Source organism: Rhodoferax sp. SPJ21, from assembly GCF_058216335.1.
This window is the reverse complement of sequence record NZ_JBYZMO010000004.1, coordinates 67,172-86,533: the sequence shown is the minus strand read 5'-3', so window position 1 is coordinate 86,533 and position 19,362 is coordinate 67,172. Positions and strand designations below refer to the sequence as shown.

Below are 19,362 nucleotides of genomic sequence, written 5' to 3'. Positions count from 1 at the left end.
TTCGCCAACCCCCTTGCCGGGGGCGATACCAGCAGCCCGGCAGAGCCGGTTCTGCGGTGTCTCTGGAAGAGGAGTATCGGCTCGGCTATGACGTGGGCAGTTAAAATCAGAGGCTAACTTTCCCAACCCGGGCCGCCAACGTGACCTTGCATATTTCCCAGTTTGAGGGCGGTAATGCCCTCAGCGACTTCCGCGTTCAACAAATCCTTCCCCGGCTGCAAGCCATCCACGACAAGATCATGGGCGTCAGCGCCCGGTTCGTGCACCTGGTGGCCAGCGATGCGCCACTGGCGGAGGCCGTCAAGTCCCAGTTGGACGGTCTGCTGACCTACGGCGACCCCTATGCCGGCCCCTCTGAGGGCCCGCTGCTGGTTGTCACACCGCGTTTCGGCACCGTGTCGCCCTGGGCTTCCAAGGCCACCGACATTGCCCACAACTGCGGCCTGGCCGTGCGCCGGGTCGAGCGCCTGGTTGAATACCGTTTGACCGTCAAGCAGCCCTTGCTGGGCAAAACTGTGTTGTCCGCCGAGCAACTGGCCCAGGTGGCCGATCTGTTGCACGACCGCATGACCGAAAGCGCCATGCTGGACCGCAGCCAGGCGCAAGAGCTGTTCACCTCGCTGGAAGCTGCGCCCCTGGCGCAGGTCGATGTTTTGGGCGGTGGCCGCACTGCGCTGGAGACGGCCAACACCGAATTCGGCCTGGCCCTGGCGGACGACGAGATCGACTACTTGGTCAACGCGTTCACCACGCTCAAGCGCAACCCCAGCGACGTCGAGCTGATGATGTTTGCCCAGGCCAACAGCGAGCATTGCCGCCACAAGATTTTCAACGCCGAGTTCACCATCGACGGCGTGGCGCAGCCGAAAAGCCTGTTCGGCATGATCCGCAACACCCACCAACTGGCGCCGCAGCACAGCGTGGTGGCGTACTCGGACAACGCCTCGGTGATGGAAGGCTTTGAGATTGAGCGGTTCTTGGCCAAATCGGCATCTGGTGCAGGTAATACCAGCGCAAGCAGCTATGAAAAGAGTAGCGCCTTGCACCACGTGCTGATGAAGGTCGAGACGCACAACCACCCCACCGCTATCTCCCCATTCCCTGGCGCCTCCACCGGCGCGGGTGGCGAAATCCGTGACGAAGGTGCAACGGGCCGTGGCTCCAAGCCCAAGGCGGGTTTGACCGGCTTCACCGTCTCCAAGCTCTGGCCGCAAGAGGGTGACGTGTCCATCGGCAAGCCTGAGCACATCGCCAGCCCGCTGCAGATCATGGTCGAGGGTCCACTGGGTGGCGCGGCTTTCAGCAATGAATTCGGCCGGCCCAACCTGCTGGGCTACTTCCGCGAGTACGAGCAGACCGTCACCTCCGACGTGGACAGCATCCGCCGCGGTTACCACAAGCCCATCATGATCGCTGGTGGCCTGGGCACCATTGACGCGACGCAGACGCACAAGATCGAGTTCCCCGCCGGCTCGCTGCTGATCCAGCTCGGTGGCCCCGGCATGCGCATCGGCATGGGCGGCAGTGCCGCCAGCTCCATGGCCACCGGCGCGAATGCGGCCTCGCTGGACTTTGACTCGGTGCAGCGCGGCAACCCGGAAATCGAACGCCGGGCGCAAGAAGTCATTAACCAGTGTTGGATGCAGGGTGACAAGAACCCCATCCTGGCGATCCACGACGTGGGCGCTGGCGGCCTGAGCAATGCCTTCCCCGAGCTGACCAACGACGCCGGCCGTGGCGCGCGCTTCGACTTGCGTGCCGTGCCGCTGGAAGAAAGCGGCATGTCACCTAAGGAAATCTGGTGCAACGAGAGCCAGGAACGCTATGTGATGGCCATTGCGCCGGAATCGCTGGATGCATTCACCGCGCTGTGCGAGCGTGAGCGCTGCCCGTTCTCGGTGGTTGGTGTCGCTACCGAAGAGCGCCAGCTGATCGTGGCCGATGCCACCGCAGAAACGCCGGTTGACATGCCGATGAACGTGTTGCTGGGCAAGCCGCCCAAGATGCACCGTGACGTGAAAACCGTGGCCCGCAGCTTCGCCCCGGTGAACCTGACCGGCGTGGCCCTGCAAAAGGCCGCCATCGACGTTCTGGCCCACCCCACCGTGGCCAGCAAGCGCTTCCTGATCACCATTGGCGACCGCACCGTGGGCGGTTTCAGCCACCGCGACCAGATGGTTGGCCCCTGGCAGGTACCTGTGGCGGACTGCGCCGTCACCCTGGCCGACTACAAGGGTTTTGCCGGCGAGGCCATGGCCATGGGCGAACGTACGCCGCTGGCAGCGGTGGATGCGCCTGCATCCGGCCGCATGGCCGTGGCCGAGGCCATCACCAACCTGCTGGCCGCGCCGATTGATTTGCCGCGCCTGAAGCTGTCCGCCAACTGGATGGCCGCCTGCGGCGAACCCGGTGAAGACGCAGCCCTGTACGCCACGGTGAAGGCCGTGGGTATGGAGCTGTGCCCGGCACTGGGCATCTCGATCCCGGTGGGCAAGGACAGCCTGTCCATGCGCACGCAGTGGACCGACGCGGATGACAAAAAGAAAGTCACCTCGCCGGTCAGCCTGATCGTTACCGCGTTCGCCAGCCTGCCCGATGTGCGCGGTACGCTGACGCCGCAGCTGAACGCGACGGAAGACACGACCCTGATCTTGGTCGACCTGGGCAAGGGCCAGAACCGCATGGGCGGCAGCATCCTGGCGCAAACGCTGAACCAGGTGGGCGATACCGTGCCCGATCTGGACGATGCGCAAGACCTGGTGAATCTGGTGAATGCCGTCAACGCCATTCGCCCCAAGATACTGGCCTACCACGACCGCAGCGACGGCGGTCTGTTCGCCGCAGCCTGTGAAATGGCTTTTGCCGGCCACGTCGGCGTGGCGCTGAATGTGGACCTGCTGGTGACGGAAGGCGACGGCATTTCCGACAGCCGCATGGACGTGGGCGACAGCAAGAACTGGGCGGGCCAAGTCGGCGCGCGCCGCGAAGAACTGACGCTGAAGGCGCTGTTCAACGAAGAACTCGGTGTGTTGCTGCAGGTGCGTACCTCGGAGCGCGACGCCGTCATCCAGACCCTGCGCGCGCATGGTTTGGGTAAGCACAGCCACATTGTTGGCAAGACCCGGCCCGCCGACAGCGCGATTCCTGCTGGCGTGGGTGAAGTGCAGGTCTGGCGCGATGCCAAGGCCGTATTCAGCGCCAAGCTGGCTGACTTGCACCAGGTTTGGGACAGCGTGAGCTGGAAGATCTGCCAGCAGCGCGACAACCCCGCCTGTGCCGACGCAGAGCATGCCGCAGCCGGTGCGCCCAGCGACCCGGGCCTGCATGTATTTATCCAGCCAAATAGCCCTCTGGCGCAGGAATTATCTGCGCAAGCAGCTACGAAAACCATAGCGGCGCCAGCTTTGAAGCTGACCCGTCCCAAAGTGGCCGTGCTGCGCGAGCAGGGCGTGAATTCGCACACCGAAATGGCCTACGCCTTCACCGAGGCTGGGTTTGATGCGTTCGACGTGCACATGACCGATCTGCAGACCGGCCGCGTGCACTTGCAGGACATGCAGGCCGTGGTGGCCTGTGGTGGCTTCAGCTACGGCGACACCCTGGGCGCCGGCATTGGCTGGGCGCGCAGCATCACCTTCAACCCGGTGCTGGCAGCAGAGTTCAAGGCTTTCTTTGCCCGGCAAGACACGCTGGCACTGGGCGTCTGCAACGGCTGCCAGATGTTTGCCGAACTGGCCGACATCATCCCCGGCGCGCAGGCCTGGCCACGCTTCACCACCAACCGCAGCGAGCGCTTTGAAGCGCGGCTGGCGATGGTGGAAATCCTGGAGTCGCCCAGCGTCTTCCTGCAAGGTATGGCCGGCAGCCGCATGCCGATTGCCGTAGCGCACGGCGAGGGCTATGCCAACTTTGCCTACCGTGGCGACGCCTCCCAGGCGATTGCAGCGATGCGCTACACCGACAACCATGGCGTTGCGACGGAAGCCTACCCGTTCAACCCCAACGGCAGCCCCGGCGGCCTGACCGCCGTGACCACGGCCGACGGCCGCTTCACCGCGATGATGCCGCACCCCGAGCGCGTGTTCCGCAACGTGCAGAAGAGCTGGACCAGCGGCGACGTCAGCAGCTTCAGCCCCTGGATGCAGCTCTGGCACAACGCGCGCCGCTGGCTGGGCTGAGGCAACGCTGAACAAGTCCCTCGCGGTCTGCGCATCCCTGGCCTCGGGCGGTCTGCTACGTTGCAAATCCTCGCCATAGCCCAAGCTATGTCTGCGGTTTGCGCCTTGCATCCCATCCCGATCCAGGGCGCGCAGCCTCGCGGGGGCTTGTTCAGCGTCGCCCTAAGCAGCTAGCCACGGGGCTGGGCACAGCCTCTACCAGCCGCAGGGTCGTCATCGGCCCTGCGGCTTTTTTGCGTCTGGCTGCCAAGCCTAGGGCATTCCCCCATGCGGATCGCGGTTTTCGTATCAGCAATCGGCGAGCCGGTATAGGTCGCTTGGGTGGGTGAAATGTAAGCTGATGTATCTATTCCATCGTTTGTTGGTGGATGCCATGCCGGGTCGCAAGACGTACGGCCAATACACAGCCCTTGGCAATTAGCTGGAGATACGCATGCTTTCCAAAATCAGTGTGGGGCGCCAACTAGGCTTGGCCTTTGGTTTGGTGGTGGTGCTCGTGTTGGCGCTGGCCTTGACCGCCTGGAGCCGGATTTTGTCGATGCACGGCGCATTCGAATCGGTGGTGGACACCACCTTGCCGGCGCTGACGGCGCTGGGTGAGGTGAACGACAAGCTGCAGGGCGTGCGCATTGCCGAGTTGAAGCACCTGGCCGCGCTGACCATGCCGGCCAAGGACCGCGAGGAAGTCGCCGTGAAGGCTGCGGTGCAGGGCTTTAACGCTGCGCTGGCACGCTACAACACCACGGCGGGCGGCCTGGCCGATCCGGCGCTGCACAAGGAGCTGGCCGACGCGGTGGCCAAATTCCATGCGCTGCGCAGCACCTTCTTCCAGATGTCGAATTCCGCCGCTGGCGCTGAGGGCGAGCGCGTCACCGATGCCAGTGACTTCTTCGACGGCCCGAGCCAGCAGGCCTACCAGAACGCCTACCAGGCGGTGCAAAAACTCTGGCAAAGCCATTTGAACCAGGCCGAGCAGGCCAAGGCCCAGGGCGGCGACGCGGTGCTGCAGGCCAATCAGGTGCTGGCCAGTGTGGCGGCGGCGTCGGTGCTCTTGTCGATTGCGCTGGCTTTCTTTATCAGCCGCAACCTGCTGCAGCAACTCGGCGGGCAGCCGGCGGAAGTCGTCGCCATGGCGACCTCGATCAGCCATGCCGATCTGAGCACGGCGATTGCTTTGCGACCCGGTGACGCGCACAGCGTGGTGTCGGCGATGGCGCGCATGCAGGCCTCGTTGACGCAGATCGTGCAGTCCATCCGCCAGGGCGCCGATGGCGTGGCGACCGCCAGCGCAGAGATCGCCCAGGGCAACCACGACCTGAGCGCTCGCACCGAACACCAGGCCAGCGCATTGCAGCAAACTGCCGCATCGATGGAAGAACTCAGCTCCACCGTTCGGCAGAACGCCGACAGCGCGCGTACGGCCAACCAGCTCGCCATGAGCGCCTCCACCGTGGCCGTGCGCGGCGGTGAGGTGGTGGGCAAGGTTGTCGAGACCATGCAAGGCATCAATGCCTCGTCGCGCAAGATTGCCGACATCATCAGCGTGATTGACGGCATCGCTTTCCAGACGAATATTCTGGCGCTGAATGCGGCGGTGGAGGCGGCGCGGGCTGGCGAGCAGGGCCGTGGCTTTGCGGTGGTGGCGTCCGAGGTGCGTTCGCTGGCCAGCCGCTCGGCCGATGCAGCGAAGGAGATCAAGTCGCTGATCTCGGCCAGCGTGCAGCGGGTGGAGCAGGGCGTGGTGCTGGTGGACCAGGCGGGAAGTACCATGACCGAGGTGGTCGGCAGCATTCGCCGGGTCACCGAGATCATGGGTGAGATCAGCGCAGCCAGCTCCGAGCAGAGCACCGGCGTATCGCAGATCGGCGAGGCCGTGACCCAGATGGACCATGTGAACCAGCAGAACGCCGCGCTGGTCGAGCAGATGGCCGCCGCCGCCAGCGGCCTCAAGAGCCAGGCCGGCGAGCTGGTGAAGGTGGTGTCGGTGTTCCGGCTGGAGTCCGTTGCGGTCGTAGAAGCCGATGGCCAGGCTCGGTTGCCGCAGGCATCTCTTGCAGCCATCGCGAACGCTTGAAGGCTCTGGGCGCAATAGGGTTAGCCCTTGTATGGGTGTGCGGCGCTGATATAGCTGTTAGTGATTGCTTATATGTTGCAACCTCTTACACTCGATCGTGTAGGGCTGGTTGCTGTAGCGTTGTCTCGCGCAGCAGCCAGCTAGAACCTGCCGTTCCCCCTCTACCAGGAGACAAGACATGCCAAGAAAATTATTAATTCGAGCCACAGTGCTTGCAGTTGCTGCGCTGGGTGCTACGTATTCCATAGCGCAGGACAACACTTTCAAAATCGGCTTGATTCTCCCGATGACCGGGCAGCAAGCTTCCACCGGCCGCCAGATTGAAGCCGCCGCCAAGCTCTACATGGCACAGAACGGCGACACTGTGGCCGGCAAGAAGATCCAGCTGATCGTCAAAGATGACACCAGCGTGCCCGACGTCACCAAGCGCCTGGCGCAGGAGCTGGTGGTGAATGACAAGGTGAATGTGCTGGCCGGTTTCGGCATCACACCGTCGGCCCTGGCCACCGCGCCCATTGCTACCCAGTCGAAGACACCCGAGGTTGTGATGGCTGCGGCTACCAGCAGCATCACCCAGGCTTCGCCGTACATCGTGCGCACCAGCTTTACCCTGCCACAGGCAGCGGTCAGCATGGCCGACTGGGCGCCGAAGAATGGCATCAAGACCGTAGTGACCTTGGTCAGTGACTACGGCCCTGGCCTGGACGCGGAGAAGTATTTCAAGGAACGTTTCTTGTTCAACGGCGGGCAGGTGCCTGAGACGCTGCGCGTGCCCTTGCGCGGCCCGGACTTTGCGCCGTTCCTGCAAAAAGTGCGTGACCTGAAGCCGGACGCGCTGTTCGTCTTCGTACCCTCTGGCGCTGGTGCGGCGGTGATGAAGCAGTTCCTGGAACGCGGCATGGACAAGGCCGGCATCAAGCTGATCGGTACGGGTGACGTGACAGATGACGACCAGTTGAATGACATGGGCGACGGCGCGCTGGGCGTGGTCACCTCGCACCACTATTCGGCCGACCATCCCTCGCCTTTGAACGCCAAGTTTGTCGATGCCTTCACCAAGGCCAACAAGGGCCTGCGGCCTAACTTCATGGCCGTTGGAGGCTACGACGGCATGCGCGTGATCTATGAAGCACTGCGTGCCACCAAGGGCCAGGGCGGCGGCGATGCACTGCTGGGCGCGATGAAGGGCCAAATTTTCGAGAGCCCACGCGGCCCGATCTTCATCGATGCGCAAACCCGTGACATCGTGCAGAACATCTATCTGCGCAAAGTGGAGCGCAAGAACGGTCAGCTGTACAACGTCGAGTTCGCCGTGATCAAAGACGTCAAAGATCCCGGAAAGACCAAGTAACTCTCCGTATGGCGGCCTGGCCGCCGGTTTGCGTCTGCTCGGGGCCTATTTATGTTGACGATTCTTTTTGACGGCATCGCCTACGGCATGCTGTTGTTCATCCTGGCTGTCGGCCTTGCGGTGACGATGGGGCTGATGAATTTCATCAACCTAGCGCACGGTGCTTTTGCCATGGTCGGCGGCTACATCACGGTGCTGCTGATGCAGCGCTTTGGTGTTCCGTTTCTGCTGTGCCTGCCCTTGGCTTTCCTGGGCTCGGCCCTGCTGGGTGCGGTGCTGGAGCGCACGCTCTACCGGCCGCTATACCGCAAGCCGCATCTGGACCAGGTGCTGTTTTCCATTGGCCTGACCTTTATGGCGGTGGCCAGCGCCGACTACTTCATCGGCTCCAGCCAGCAGATCATCCAGCTACCCGAATGGCTCAAGGGCCGCACTGAACTGGGCGAGGGCGCCTGGATGCTGGGCATGGGCCATTACCGGCTGTTCATCATCGCCGTGTGCTCCGCGCTGACGGTGGCGCTGCAGTACGTGCTGGCGCGCACCCGTTTCGGCAGCCGCTTGCGCGCTTCGGTGGACGACCAGCGCGTGGCGGCCGGCTTGGGCATTAATGTGAACCTGGTGTTTTTGGGTACTTTTGCCGTGGGCTCCGGTCTGGCCGGCCTGGGCGGCGCGCTGGGTGCCGAGGTGCTGGGTCTGGACCCGAGTTTTCCCTTGAAATTCATGATCTACTTTTTGATCGTCGTTGCCGTGGGGGGCACCTCCAGCATCACCGGGCCGCTGCTGGCGGCGCTGTTGCTGGGCATTGCTGACGTGGCCGGCAAGTACTACATCCCCAAGCTCGGGGCCTTCATCGTCTACAGCCTGATGATCGGGATTCTGATCTGGCGGCCCCAAGGCCTGTTCGTTCGCCGAGGGGGCAAATGATGCAAACCAATTCGCAAAACCTGCTGCTGAAAAGCGGCCGCTGGAAGTCCTGGGAGTTTGCGCTGTGGCTGCTGGCCCTGGCCGCGCCTTGGCTGCTGTCGCGTCACGCGCTGATCATCAACGAGATCGCCATCGTGGCCTTGTTTGCTTTGTCGCTGGATCTGATCCTGGGCTACACCGGCATCGTCTCGCTGGGCCATGCCGCTTTCTTCGGCATGGGGGCGTACTCGGCGGCGCTATTCGCCAAGCTGGTGATGCCCGACCCGCTGCTGGGCCTGGTGTTCGGCATCGCCACTGCGACGCTGCTGGGCGCTATTTGCAGCGCCACCATCCTGCGCGGCACCGACCTGACGCGGCTGATGGTGACGCTGGGCGTTGGTCTGATCCTGATGGAACTGGCCAACAAGCTGGACTGGCTGACCGGCGGCGCCGATGGCCTGCAGGGCGTGGTGATGGGCCCGCTTCTGGGTCAGTTTGAATTTGACCTGATGGGCCAGACCTCGGCCTGGTACTCGCTGAGCGTGCTGCTGGTGCTGTTCGTGCTGGCGCGGCGGCTGGTGCATTCGCCATTTGGTGCGACGCTGAAAGCCATCCGCGACAACCGCTTGCGCGCCATGGCCATCGGCATCCCAGTGCATAGCCGGCTGGTGGTGGTCTACACCGTGGCGGCTGGTGTGGCCGGTGCGGCTGGTGCCTTGCTGGCACAGACGACAGGCTTTGCCTCCTTGGACCTGTTCGAGTTCCACCGCTCTGCCGATGTGATGCTGATTCTGGTGGTCGGCGGGGTCGGCTGGCTGTATGGCGGCGTGCTGGGTGCGGTAGTGTTCAAGCTGATGCAGGACTTTTTGTCCAGCATCACACCGCAGTACTGGACCTTCTGGATCGGCCTGTTCCTGGTGGTGCTGGTGCTGGTGGGCCGCGAGCGCCTGCTGCGCCCCTGGACCTGGCGTTTGCCGCGCATGGGCGGAGGTCGGTCATGAGCGCAGCTACCGTGTTGTCCGCCGAAGGCCTGGTGATGCAGTTTGGCGGCATCACCGCTACCAACAACGTCACGCTGCACCTGCAAAAAGGTGCGCGCCACGCGCTGATTGGGCCGAACGGTGCCGGTAAGACCACGCTGATCAATTTGCTGACGGGCGTGCTGCAACCTACGTCTGGCCGCATCGTGCTGGAAGGGCAAGACATTACCCAGTTGGCGCCGCACCAGCGTGTGCGCCGTGGCATGGTGCGCACCTTCCAGATCAACCAGCTGTTTGACACGCTGACGCCGCTGGAGACCCTGGCCATGACGGTATCGCAACACCAGGGCCTGGGCAGCAAATGGTGGCAGGCGCTGGGTGCGCGCCGCGACGTGACGCAGCGCTGCGAGCAATTGCTGGAGCAATTCCACCTGACGGCTGTTATGGCCCAGGAAACCCGGGTGCTGGCCTACGGCAAGCGCCGGCTGCTGGAGATCGCCATCGCGCTGGCCTGCGAGCCGCGCGTGCTGCTGCTGGACGAGCCGGTGGCCGGTGTGCCCGCCGGCGAACGCGAAGAGCTGCTGCAAACCGTGGCCGCACTGCCGCCCGAGGTATCGATTTTGTTGATTGAGCACGATATGGACCTGGTCTTCAGTTTCGCCAAGCGCATGACGGTGCTGGTCAACGGCACGGTGCTGACCGAGGGCGACCCGCAGACGATTGCGAACGACCCGCAGGTCAAGGCCGTGTACCTGGGCCACGGCGAAGGCGAGACCCATGCCGCTAGCCAAGGAGGATTCGCCCATGGCTGAGCTGCTGAATGTGCAAGGCCTGAGCGCCGGCTACGGCGAGGCGGTGGTGCTGAACGGCATCGCGTTGAGTTTGAATGAAGGCCAGACCCTGGCCCTGCTGGGCCGCAACGGTACCGGCAAGACCACGCTGATCAACACCCTGGCCGGTGCCACGCGCCAGCACGCCGGCAGCATCCAGCTCGGTGGTGTGGCGCTACACAAGCTGCCCTCGCACGAACGTGCCGCCGTCGGCATCGGTTGGGTGCCGCAGGAACGCAATATTTTCAAATCGCTGACGGTGCACGAGAACCTGACCGCCGTGGCGCGGCCGGCGCGGGCAGGGCGCGCGTCCAGCCCGTGGACGCCTGAGCGGGTGTACAGCCTGTTCCCACGCCTGGCGGAACGCAAGACGAATTTGGGGACGCAGTTGTCGGGCGGCGAGCAGCAAATGCTGGCCTTGGGCCGGGCCCTGGTGCTGAACCCGACGCTGCTGCTGCTGGACGAGCCCTGCGAAGGCCTGGCGCCCATCATCGTGCAGGAGCTGCTGCGGGCCATACGGCGCATTACCCGCGAAGAAGGTTTGTCGGCCATCATCGTGGAGCAGCATCCGCAGGCGATTTTGGCGATCTCTGACACGGCTGCTGTATTGGACCGCGGCACCGTGGTCTACGCCGGAACGGCAAAAAGCCTGCAAGAGCAGCCGGAGCTGCTCAGCAGGCTTTTGGGTGTGTCGCGCTAACTGGCCGAACTGACCAGCGCAGACCGGCTTACTTGCTGACCTGGTTGCCGATGAAGGCACCGGCGGCTGCGCCAGCGGCCGTGCCAACTGCGCTACCACCACCCAGAACCAGGCCGGCTGCACCGCCGATAGCCGCGCCGGTAGCCGTGTTTTGCTGTCTGCGGTTCATGCCCGCGCAGCCACCGAGGGTGAGCAAGACGGCGGCAATGGTGGCGGCGGCGATGGTGCGGTGGATGCGGTAGTTGGTGTTCATGGAATTACTCCTGTGGGTTTTTATGTGCCCCCAGTATCCCAAAGCTGCCCGCGTTCACACAGCAGACGATGCCGACACTGCTTGTAGCCCGATTCCTACAAACGAGGTTTTCATCGCCCAGGAGATGTTGGCCTGAATATGCTGCTGGCGCAGGTAATACCTACGTCAATAGCTATCAAATTGGAAGCAATCCGTAGGGGCATCTCCGGGGCGGCGTGGGTGCTCCGGCAGGCGTATTTGTGCAGCCGTAAATGGCTTGGCGATTACTTGGTGACTTCGTGGCCGACGACGCCGCCCACTGCTGCGCCGGCTGCCGTACCCAGCACGCCGCCACCCAAGACATTGCCGGCGACACCGCCCAGCACGGCGCCCGTAGCGGTGCCCTTTTCCTGGCGGGACATGCCGGCACAGCCACCCATGCTGAGCAAGACTGCGGCGATGGTGGCGCTGGCGGCATAACGTGTGAATTGGTTCATGAGGTTTCTCCTAGGGATGTATGGAATGTCCACAGTATGAAAAATTACCCCAGGTCCACACAGCGGACGATGTCGCCAGTACGCGTAGCCGCTGTCCTACATGACAGGGTTTTTACATCGGTGAATTTGAGAGCTTAATTGGCTACTAGCGCAGGTAATACGAGCGCGAGTAGCTATTAAATTGGAAGCACTCAGTTCTTTCCCTTCCAGGGCAGCAGCCAGCGCTCCAGCAGCCGCATGGCCAGGGAGAACGCAAACGCACAGGCGGCGATGATGACGATGCCGACAAACACCGCGTCGGTCGCCAGGAAGTGCGACGCCGACATCACCATGAAGCCTATGCCGCGCGTGGCCGCTATCAGCTCCGCCGCTACCAGCGTGCTCCACCCCACGCCCAGCGCAATGCGGATGCCAGTCAAAATTTCAGGCAGGGCCGACGGCAATACCACCTGGCTGAACAACTGCCAGCGGTTGGCGCCCAGCGACAGCGCAGCGTTCACCCGCTCTTGCGACAGGGACCGCACGCCGGCCTGGGCCGACAGCACGACGGGCGCAAACATAGCCAGTGTCAGCAGGGTGATTTTCGACGCCTCGCCTATGCCCAGCCAGATGATCATCAGCGGCAGGTAGGCCAGCGGCGGCAGCGGCCAGTAGAACTCTATGGGCGTATCCAGCACACCCTTGGCCCAGCGGTTCAGCCCCATGGCGATACCGACCGGTATGCCCAGCGCAATAGCAATGGCGGCAGCGGACAGGATACGCACCAGGCTGGCCGACACATGCTCCCACAGCGTGGCGTTGGCATAGCCGTCGTCCCAGATACTGCGGGCTGTGGCCAGTACCTCGGCCGGGGTGGGCAGAAATAAATGTGGCACCAGCCCGGTCTGCGCCACGGCCCACCACAGCAGCAGGATGGCGGCCGCCGTGGCGATGCTGGTGGTCACGGTGGAGCTCTCGCCAATGCCGAAGCTGCGCATTTTCACTAGTCGTGGCATGGCGGCCTCTCTGGCCGTGCGGGGGGCTGCGGCAGCACTGTGGATGTTGCCTGGAGCGGCGAGTTCGCTCATGTGGTGGCCTCTTCTGTGTCTTTTGTGCGGTGTTCAGTCTGGTGGATGATGGCGCGTATGTCTTCGCGCAGTTGGGCGAAGGCAGGTGATGTCTTGATGGCGCGGGCATCGCCATCACGGGCGTACTGGCGTACAAAGTCCAGGTCGAAGCGCGCCACGATGCGGCCCGGGCGGGGTGACATGACGATCAGCTCGGTACCCAGGAACAGCGCTTCTTCAATCGAATGGGTGATGAAAAACACCCGCTTGCCGGTACGCGCCCAGACGGATACCAGCAGCTCCTGCATCTGCTCGCGGGTCATGCTGTCCAGCGCACCAAAGGGCTCGTCCATCAGCAGGATGTCCGGGTCGGGCGCCAGCGCGCGGGCCAGGCCCACACGCTGGCGCATACCGCCAGACAGTTCGTACGGTGCGGCGTTGGCGAAGTCCTGCAGGCCGACCAGGCGCAGCAATTCCAGCGCCCGCTCGCGGCGCTCGGCGCGCGCCACGCCGGCAAACTGCAGGCCCAGGGCGACGTTGTCGAGTACGGACTTCCAGGGCAGCAGCGTGTCCTTCTGGAATACCACGCCCCGGTCGGCACCTGGGCCTTCCACCGGGCGGCCGTCCAATGTAATGCTGCCGTCGGACAAGGGTAGGAAGCCCGCCATGGCGTTCAGCAGGGTGGATTTGCCGCAGCCGGAGGTGCCCAGCGCCACCACAAAGCCGCCCTGCGGGATGTCCAGCGACACCCGGTCCAGCGCATGCACCGGCCGGCCGTCGCGGGCTTCAAAAAATACACTAGCGTGTTGGACGCGGAGCATGGATGCGCTTATTTCTTCAGGGCTACCACGGCGGCAGGCGTCACAAAGGCCGCGTAGCTGGGCAATACCTCTGGAATCTTCTTTTGCTCTTTCAGGAACACCGAGGTTTCCTTCAGGATCTTGGCAATGCCGGACTTCTCGCCGCCGCCCAGCCAGGCGTCCGACGCCTGGGTGTTCAGGCTCAGCAGCGACAGGTTTTGCAGTGCCGCAGCCTGGTCGGCCGGGGTGCCGCCGAGCAGCTTGGCCAGCAGCTTGGTGTTCTCGCTGTCGGCGGTCCAAGCGGCCTTGTTGCTGGTGAAGGAGGTGGTGTATTTGTCCACCACGCTGGAGAAGGACTTCAGGAACTCGGGGTGGTCCTTGGCGAAGGATGCGGTGGCGACCCAGGCAGAGAAGGTCGGCGCGCCTTTGTCGGCCACATCCTTGGAGGTCACCAGGACTTTGCCGTTTTTCTTCAGCTCGGTCAGCGCCGGGTCCCAGACGAAGCCGCCATCGATATCGCCCCGGTTGAACGCGGCCACGATGTCGGGCTGGGGAATGGCGAAAACCTGCACGTCTTTTTCAGTCAGGCCCTGGGTTTTCAGCAACGCCAAGAGCTGGTAGTGGTCGGTTGACACGGGTGCTGCGGCCAGCTTCTTACCCTTCAGGTCGGCTAGGCTGTGGATACCCGAGCCGTTGCGCACCACCAGTGCCTCGTCGGTGCCGGAGGTGGAGGCCACGTAGAAGGCCTTCACGTCCAGGCCGCGCGAGGTGGCGGCGGCGTAGGGGCTGGAGCCCACATAGCCAATCTGTACATCGCCCGACGCAATGGCTGCAAAGATGTCCGCGCCGGAGTTGAAGCGGCGGAAGTCGATGTCGTAACCCGTGGCCTTGGCGTAGTCGCCATTGGCAATGCCGACCGACGAGGGCAGGGCGTCCGTCTGGTAGCCCACCACTACTTTTTTGTCGGCCGCTGTGGCCGTGAGGGCGGTGCCCAATACCAGCGCGCCCACGGCGGCCGTCCATAGTTTTTGTGCGAATCGCATGCTTCCAGCTCCTGATAGTTTGCGGCCACAGCAAGCGGTGGCCTTGGAGCGGAATCTTAGGTTTAGATGTGTATGTAGCTATAGAACAATATCAACATACGTTATGCGAATAATGGTGACGCATACGGTCCGCATTGGGGGCGTCTCAGAAAACGGAAAATGGTGCACACCGGGCTGGTCGCAGCGGTCGTAGCCCAATAAAACCACCCCATTGAAGTAGCCATTTGGGCCCTTTATTGGTTTTTATTCGTTACCTCATGGGAACGCTAACTGTAGCGATTAAGCCGGTTTGCTGAGATTCGTCTGCGAAGTCGAGGCGAATTTCGGCACCGATGCGATGAGCAATCGTTTGAACAATGGAAAGCCCCAAACCAGATCCAATCTGCCCACTGCCCAGCGTGCGATAGAAGGGATCAAAAACCCTGTCCCGCTCGGCCAATGGAATACCTGGCCCGTTGTCCTGGACGCGCAGCTTGGCCTTCGCGTCCGACACCTCCACCGAAAGATCAACCTGCCCGCCCTCTGGCGTGTAACGGATGGCGTTATCGACCAGGTTCTTGACCACGGCGATCATGTCCAGCTCACTCACCCAGACTTCGGCGTCTTGGATGCCTTCGACACCGATGTCAATGCGCTTGGCCTCGGCCAGCGGTATGAGGTCTTCCAGCACGCGGCGATAGACGCCCTGAACCGATAACGGCGACTGTGGAAAGTCGGTAGCCGACTGCGCCTTAGCCAAAGTCAGAAGTTGATCCAGTAGGTCGCGGCCACGCTCGATTCCTTGGCGCAGCACTATCAGCCGTTCGTGTGCCAAGCTAGACATCTCTATGTCTGCCAGCCGCTCGGCTTGTAGCGATAAGGCCGTCAACGGCGAACGCAGCTCGTGCGCTGCATCCGCCACAAAGCGGCGCTGAGATTCCATCGATTGATTTACACGGGCGAGCAGGCGATTTATCGCTGCAGCGAAGGGGCGAACCTCGGTTGGAAAGTGGCGAGCGTCAATAGGGTGCAACTCCTGGTCGGCCCGTTGGTCGATTTCCTTGGAGAGCGCGGCAATGGGCCGGAACATTTTGCGCACCAAGTCGGCAACGATTAACAGCAACACCGGCACGAGAATCAAGAAGGGCATCACCGTGCGTAGTGCCCCGTCGCGGGCGATCTCATTGCGGAAACCAGATTCTTGAGCCACGGCAATGCGTTCACCAGCGGCTGTAGTCTTGACCAGCACGCGGAACGTTTCGCCGCCAACCTCCAGCGTATGTAGTCCGTCGGGCAGCGTGGCTGGAAGCGGGAGTGTTCCTCCTGCATCCAGCCCTACCGCAGAGAGGCTGAACTCACCCAAGCGCTGGACGATCACGCGCGATTCCTCATCGGCGTACTTGAGACGGGAATCGGTGGTTGGCGCAACTGGTGCCAGGTGCTGACGGTCCATGAGCTGCGCCACCTGACGCAGCACATCGTCTTGTAGCTCGTGGGCTTCATCGAAGGCGGACAGGAACGACAAGACTCCCGCCACGATGGCCACCGCGAGAATGGCTAGCGACAGGGTGAAGGACAGCTTGAGCTGAACCGACTCGTTCAAGCGCTTTTTGAAACCATCCATCCGATCCCCCTGACGTTTTTGATGACCTCGCTGCCCAGCTTGCGACGCAGGACATAGATCAGATATTCGACAGCATTGCTTTCGACCTCTTCCCCCCAGCCATAGATGCGATCCTCCAGCTCGCTGCGCGAAAGAATGGCTCCGGGCCGTACCAGCAAGGCTTGCAGCAGCGAGAACTCGCGGTTGGACAATTGCAAAGGAGAGCCGCCATTGACGCTGGCCTCTTTGGTGGCTGGATCGAGCGACACCACGCCATTGCCGATTACCGGCGCTGCCGTCCCACCCTTGCGCCGTAAAACGGCGCGCATCCGAGCCAGTAGCTCCGCCATCTGAAAAGGCTTGGATACATAGTCGTCGGCCCCGCCGTCTAGGCCGCGCAGGCGATCATCCAAGCCGTCACGCGCTGTGATGATAAGCAGGGGAACAGGGTTGTCCTTAGCGCGGAGGCTGGCCAACACCTCAAGCCCATCCTTGCCGGGCAGGCCCAGATCGAGCAGCACCAGATCGTAGTGCTGACAGCCCAGCGTCGTGAGTGCCGTCTGTCCGTCCTTCACCCAATCGGCGGCGTAGGACGCATCCTTCAACGCACCGTAGATCGCGTCACCGATCATCGGATCGTCTTCAACCAGCAATACCCGCATTCCCCCTCCAATAGTCAATTATTCAAGGCTACACCTGAATTCGATAAATGATGGCATCCTTATAGTTAACCGTGTAGCGCATCGAAGGTTTTCAATAGCGCAGCCATGGCAGCCTTGCAATCAGTCTGACTCGGCGCGTCAGCCCTTAGTGCCGAAAGCGACTTGTCTATGCCCTTATCGAGCACGTGCCAATCATCGGCCGCCCGTGGTTTCAAACCGGCCTCGGCGGAGTCCCATGCGACCTCCAAGTCCTTGATACGGGCCTTGGCAGCGGGCAAGTCGCCTTTATCCACGATGGTGGCCACATCGGCGGCAATGCTGCGGAAGGCCGACAGGTCGCCTAGCTTGGAGGCGACCTTGCCTTGCTGGGCCGGGATGCTTTGGCCTAGTGAGGTCGACGCTGCGCCTGTGTTGCCTTGATCGGCTGGCTTGGAGCAACCCGCTGTCAGAGCCAGGAATACGGCTGCGGAAGCGGTGAAAAAAGGGCGAGCGATTGAGTGGCGATGGGTCATTTTTTCCCTTGAGTAGTGGAAAGTGGTTTAGGAACTGGCTTATTCAGCGAGTTGGGTAGAGCGGTTTGCGTTCATGCCGATTTGCGCGACAGCCACCAGCAAGACGATCACCGAGAGGAACAGGGCACTCGTCCACATTGCACCCATGCCGAGACCGCCATAGGTCTTGGCTTGGGTCAGCAAATCGCCCAGCGCGGCGCCGAAGGGGCGGGTCAGGATGTAGGCGATCCAGAAGGTCAGTACGGCGTTGCCGCCCATGCGCCAGGCCGCATAGGTGATGCCGATCTGTGCACCGAACGCCACCGAGCCCCAGATAAAGCCCAAGCCCAATGCCTCCGTCGCCAAATCGCCAGCAGCCGTGCCTAGCGCGAAGGTGCATAGGATGGCTGCCCAATAGAACAGCTCCCGGCTGCGCGTCACGATGTCATGAATGGACAGGGTGCGCTCGACCCGATACCAAACGAAGAAGATCGCGGCAAGCGCAACGGCAAACGCCGAGGTGCTGATGTACAGGCTGACGCCAAGGCCATCGGTCAGCAGATCGGTGATCTGGGTGCCGACAACGCTGACCAGTACCACCGTCAGCCAGTAAATCCAAGGGATATAGCGGTGGGTACGCAACTGCATGAACAAGGCGGCTGCCAACAGAGCTGCCATGACGCTTCGCGTCAGGCCTTGCCCCAAGCCTGCCTCGACTGCCAGATAGTCGGCAACAGTTTCCCCCACCGTAGTGGACATGATTTTGATGATCCAGAAGGAAAGAGCGACCTCCGGGACTTTGTTGAGCCAGCCTGTGATGCTGCTCGTGGGTAATTTGTTCAAGGTGTTCTCCTGCTGAGTTGAAATGGTTGGCGTCAGTTTGTCTGGCCAGACTTAGCCAACCCATAGGCTTAGTCGTGCACCCATCCGAGCGCGATCAATTTGCCAAAAAGCCGGTGATGAATTGCGGTGGCGAGTCTGTAACTAGCCCCCAGATACCAGTGGGCTGTGCGCAAGGTCAGCCAAGCACTGAGTAAGGCCACCGAGATCGCCCCGAACATGTCAAACGGGAAATGCACACCAAGGTAGATGCGACCCCACGCGATGGGGACGCCCAACAAGGCCAGGCCGATGCCTGTACTGCGATGTTGTTGCTGTAGCAGGAGGCTGAACGCAACTGCCCACCACAGCGTCAGGTGATCGCTTGGGAATGAGGAGTCGGCAACATGAGGGATAAGGGTATGCCCCAGTCCGATCATGAAAGGTCGGGGGTGCATCCAGGCCAATCCGATGGCTTGGTTAATCAGAAGGCCCAGTACCCCCGACGCGCTTACAACAAGCATGGCCTTGCGAATGCCTTCGCTGCCCCGCAGCCAGCCGATACCGATCAGAGGCGGTACCGCCCAGATGAGCTGCTCGGCAAAGAAGGTGGCCAGCATCAGCGCCAAAGCGCTGGGACGCTCTGGCGCGTTCAGCCAGAGAAACAGTGTGTGGTTGAGTGATTCCATGCGGTCTCCGTGCCGGATCGCCGTACTAGAGACGACCCGGCCATGTTGGCGAGGTGTCAGTCCTGCTTGTCGTGGTCGTCATCGTGATCTGCCTTATCTTCAGCAGACGAGATAACCGTGCCTTTGTCGGCATCAACCCGGACATCGAAGACCTTGGCTCCGCTGACGACCTCCACGTCATAGACCCAGCCTTGTTTCGAGTTCTCGTATTCGGCGCGCGACGCCTTGCCGTTGGCGTGTTGCTCGGCGACAGTGACGGCCTGAGCGAGCGGAATCTTGGCGTTGCTGATTGCCAAGGCGTCGTTTTCCATGCCACCTTTGGCGGCGTAGGCCACGGCCCCTGTCGCTGCAATGGCGATAGCCAGTAAGAAAATTTTGGTGTAGCGGTACATGATGCTTCTCCGGAAGAGTGCAGGGATTTGCACAGTGGAGAAGTTACGCAGGCAGACTTAGCTCTCACTGAGCCAAAGAAGTCGCTGCTGGAA

General features: G+C 62.3%; 18 protein-coding genes. 7 read left to right on the top strand and 11 right to left on the bottom strand.

The window, feature by feature from the left end:
- The first annotated feature begins 140 nt into the window (after positions 1–140).
- The 7 genes from purL to AC4BBN_RS19675 all read left to right on the top strand — a co-directional run bounded on the left by purL (position 141) and on the right by AC4BBN_RS19675 (position 11,016).
- A complete protein-coding gene (gene purL / locus AC4BBN_RS19705) occupies positions 141–4,178 on the top strand; it encodes a phosphoribosylformylglycinamidine synthase (protein ID WP_490593719.1) in 4,038 nt (1,345 codons plus the stop codon).
- Between the two features lie 433 nt (positions 4,179–4,611).
- Positions 4,612–6,252, top strand: coding sequence for a methyl-accepting chemotaxis protein (locus AC4BBN_RS19700; RefSeq protein WP_490593718.1), 1,641 nt, complete (start codon positions 4,612–4,614; stop codon positions 6,250–6,252).
- A gap of 178 nt (positions 6,253–6,430) precedes the next feature.
- The gene (locus AC4BBN_RS19695) at positions 6,431–7,603 is read left to right on the top strand and encodes an ABC transporter substrate-binding protein (protein WP_490593717.1); all 1,173 of its coding nucleotides are present in this window, start codon (positions 6,431–6,433) and stop codon (positions 7,601–7,603) included.
- A 51-nt stretch (positions 7,604–7,654) separates the two neighbouring features.
- Entirely contained in the window at positions 7,655–8,527 is an 873-nt protein-coding gene (locus tag AC4BBN_RS19690; protein WP_490593716.1) for a branched-chain amino acid ABC transporter permease, read from the top strand.
- Positions 8,527–9,507 (top strand): branched-chain amino acid ABC transporter permease, encoded by a 981-nt coding sequence (locus AC4BBN_RS19685; protein ID WP_490593715.1) that lies wholly within the window; start codon positions 8,527–8,529, stop codon positions 9,505–9,507. The genes AC4BBN_RS19690 and AC4BBN_RS19685 overlap by 1 nt, the downstream gene beginning before the upstream one ends.
- Entirely contained in the window at positions 9,504–10,298 is a 795-nt protein-coding gene (locus tag AC4BBN_RS19680) for an ABC transporter ATP-binding protein (RefSeq protein WP_490593714.1), read from the top strand. The genes AC4BBN_RS19685 and AC4BBN_RS19680 overlap by 4 nt, the downstream gene beginning before the upstream one ends.
- On the top strand, positions 10,291–11,016 hold the full coding sequence (locus AC4BBN_RS19675; protein ID WP_490593713.1) for an ABC transporter ATP-binding protein: 726 nt from the start codon (positions 10,291–10,293) through the stop codon (positions 11,014–11,016). Before AC4BBN_RS19680 ends, AC4BBN_RS19675 begins: the two co-directional genes overlap by 8 nt.
- A gap of 28 nt (positions 11,017–11,044) precedes the next feature.
- Here the strand turns inward: AC4BBN_RS19675 and AC4BBN_RS19670 are convergent, their stop codons facing one another.
- The 11 genes from AC4BBN_RS19670 to AC4BBN_RS19620 form a co-directional block, all read right to left on the bottom strand.
- Entirely contained in the window at positions 11,045–11,269 is a 225-nt protein-coding gene (locus AC4BBN_RS19670; RefSeq protein ID WP_490593712.1) for a YMGG-like glycine zipper-containing protein, read from the bottom strand.
- A gap of 263 nt (positions 11,270–11,532) precedes the next feature.
- Complete coding sequence (locus tag AC4BBN_RS19665) at positions 11,533–11,745, bottom strand: YMGG-like glycine zipper-containing protein (protein WP_490593711.1); 213 nt, start codon at positions 11,743–11,745, stop codon at positions 11,533–11,535.
- A 191-nt stretch (positions 11,746–11,936) separates the two neighbouring features.
- Entirely contained in the window at positions 11,937–12,740 is an 804-nt protein-coding gene (locus AC4BBN_RS19660; protein WP_490593968.1) for an ABC transporter permease subunit, read from the bottom strand.
- A gap of 68 nt (positions 12,741–12,808) precedes the next feature.
- On the bottom strand, positions 12,809–13,612 hold the full coding sequence (locus tag AC4BBN_RS19655; protein WP_490593710.1) for a taurine ABC transporter ATP-binding protein: 804 nt from the start codon (positions 13,610–13,612) through the stop codon (positions 12,809–12,811).
- Between the two features lie 8 nt (positions 13,613–13,620).
- Positions 13,621–14,634, bottom strand: coding sequence for a taurine ABC transporter substrate-binding protein (tauA, locus tag AC4BBN_RS19650; RefSeq protein ID WP_490593709.1), 1,014 nt, complete (start codon positions 14,632–14,634; stop codon positions 13,621–13,623).
- A gap of 250 nt (positions 14,635–14,884) precedes the next feature.
- Positions 14,885–16,237: an ATP-binding protein gene (locus AC4BBN_RS19645; protein WP_490593708.1), complete on the bottom strand. Its 1,353-nt coding sequence runs from the start codon at positions 16,235–16,237 to the stop codon at positions 14,885–14,887.
- A complete protein-coding gene (locus AC4BBN_RS19640; RefSeq protein WP_490593707.1) occupies positions 16,213–16,878 on the bottom strand; it encodes a response regulator transcription factor in 666 nt (221 codons plus the stop codon). Before AC4BBN_RS19640 ends, AC4BBN_RS19645 begins: the two co-directional genes overlap by 25 nt.
- 65 nt (positions 16,879–16,943) lie before the next feature.
- Positions 16,944–17,390, bottom strand: coding sequence for a hypothetical protein (locus AC4BBN_RS19635; protein ID WP_490593706.1), 447 nt, complete (start codon positions 17,388–17,390; stop codon positions 16,944–16,946).
- Between the two features lie 39 nt (positions 17,391–17,429).
- A complete protein-coding gene (locus AC4BBN_RS19630; RefSeq protein WP_490593705.1) occupies positions 17,430–18,212 on the bottom strand; it encodes a COG4705 family protein in 783 nt (260 codons plus the stop codon).
- 68 nt (positions 18,213–18,280) lie between these two features.
- Complete coding sequence (locus AC4BBN_RS19625; protein WP_490593704.1) at positions 18,281–18,877, bottom strand: undecaprenyl-diphosphatase; 597 nt, start codon at positions 18,875–18,877, stop codon at positions 18,281–18,283.
- Positions 18,878–18,933: 56 nt separating this feature from the next.
- A complete protein-coding gene (locus tag AC4BBN_RS19620) occupies positions 18,934–19,269 on the bottom strand; it encodes a PepSY domain-containing protein (protein WP_490593703.1) in 336 nt (111 codons plus the stop codon).
- Positions 19,270–19,362 lie beyond the last annotated feature (93 nt).

Excerpts from the sequence above, each read along its gene's own strand:
- AC4BBN_RS19700 (WP_490593718.1), top strand. The coding sequence starts at position 4,612 with ATGCTTTCCAAAATCAGTGTGGGGCGCCAACTAGGCTTGGCCTTTGGT.
- AC4BBN_RS19695 (WP_490593717.1), top strand. The coding sequence starts at position 6,431 with ATGCCAAGAAAATTATTAATTCGAGCCACAGTGCTTGCAGTTGCTGCG.
- AC4BBN_RS19690 (WP_490593716.1), top strand. The coding sequence starts at position 7,655 with ATGTTGACGATTCTTTTTGACGGCATCGCCTACGGCATGCTGTTGTTC.
- AC4BBN_RS19685 (WP_490593715.1), top strand. The coding sequence starts at position 8,527 with ATGCAAACCAATTCGCAAAACCTGCTGCTGAAAAGCGGCCGCTGGAAG.
- AC4BBN_RS19680 (WP_490593714.1), top strand. The coding sequence starts at position 9,504 with ATGAGCGCAGCTACCGTGTTGTCCGCCGAAGGCCTGGTGATGCAGTTT.
- AC4BBN_RS19675 (WP_490593713.1), top strand. The coding sequence starts at position 10,291 with ATGGCTGAGCTGCTGAATGTGCAAGGCCTGAGCGCCGGCTACGGCGAG.
- AC4BBN_RS19670 (WP_490593712.1), bottom strand. The coding sequence starts at position 11,269 with ATGAACACCAACTACCGCATCCACCGCACCATCGCCGCCGCCACCATT.
- AC4BBN_RS19665 (WP_490593711.1), bottom strand. The coding sequence starts at position 11,745 with ATGAACCAATTCACACGTTATGCCGCCAGCGCCACCATCGCCGCAGTC.
- AC4BBN_RS19660 (WP_490593968.1), bottom strand. The coding sequence starts at position 12,740 with ATGCCACGACTAGTGAAAATGCGCAGCTTCGGCATTGGCGAGAGCTCC.
- AC4BBN_RS19655 (WP_490593710.1), bottom strand. The coding sequence starts at position 13,612 with ATGCTCCGCGTCCAACACGCTAGTGTATTTTTTGAAGCCCGCGACGGC.
- tauA (WP_490593709.1), bottom strand. The coding sequence starts at position 14,634 with ATGCGATTCGCACAAAAACTATGGACGGCCGCCGTGGGCGCGCTGGTA.
- AC4BBN_RS19645 (WP_490593708.1), bottom strand. The coding sequence starts at position 16,237 with ATGGATGGTTTCAAAAAGCGCTTGAACGAGTCGGTTCAGCTCAAGCTG.
- AC4BBN_RS19640 (WP_490593707.1), bottom strand. The coding sequence starts at position 16,878 with ATGCGGGTATTGCTGGTTGAAGACGATCCGATGATCGGTGACGCGATC.
- AC4BBN_RS19635 (WP_490593706.1), bottom strand. The coding sequence starts at position 17,390 with ATGACCCATCGCCACTCAATCGCTCGCCCTTTTTTCACCGCTTCCGCA.
- AC4BBN_RS19625 (WP_490593704.1), bottom strand. The coding sequence starts at position 18,877 with ATGGAATCACTCAACCACACACTGTTTCTCTGGCTGAACGCGCCAGAG.
- AC4BBN_RS19620 (WP_490593703.1), bottom strand. The coding sequence starts at position 19,269 with ATGTACCGCTACACCAAAATTTTCTTACTGGCTATCGCCATTGCAGCG.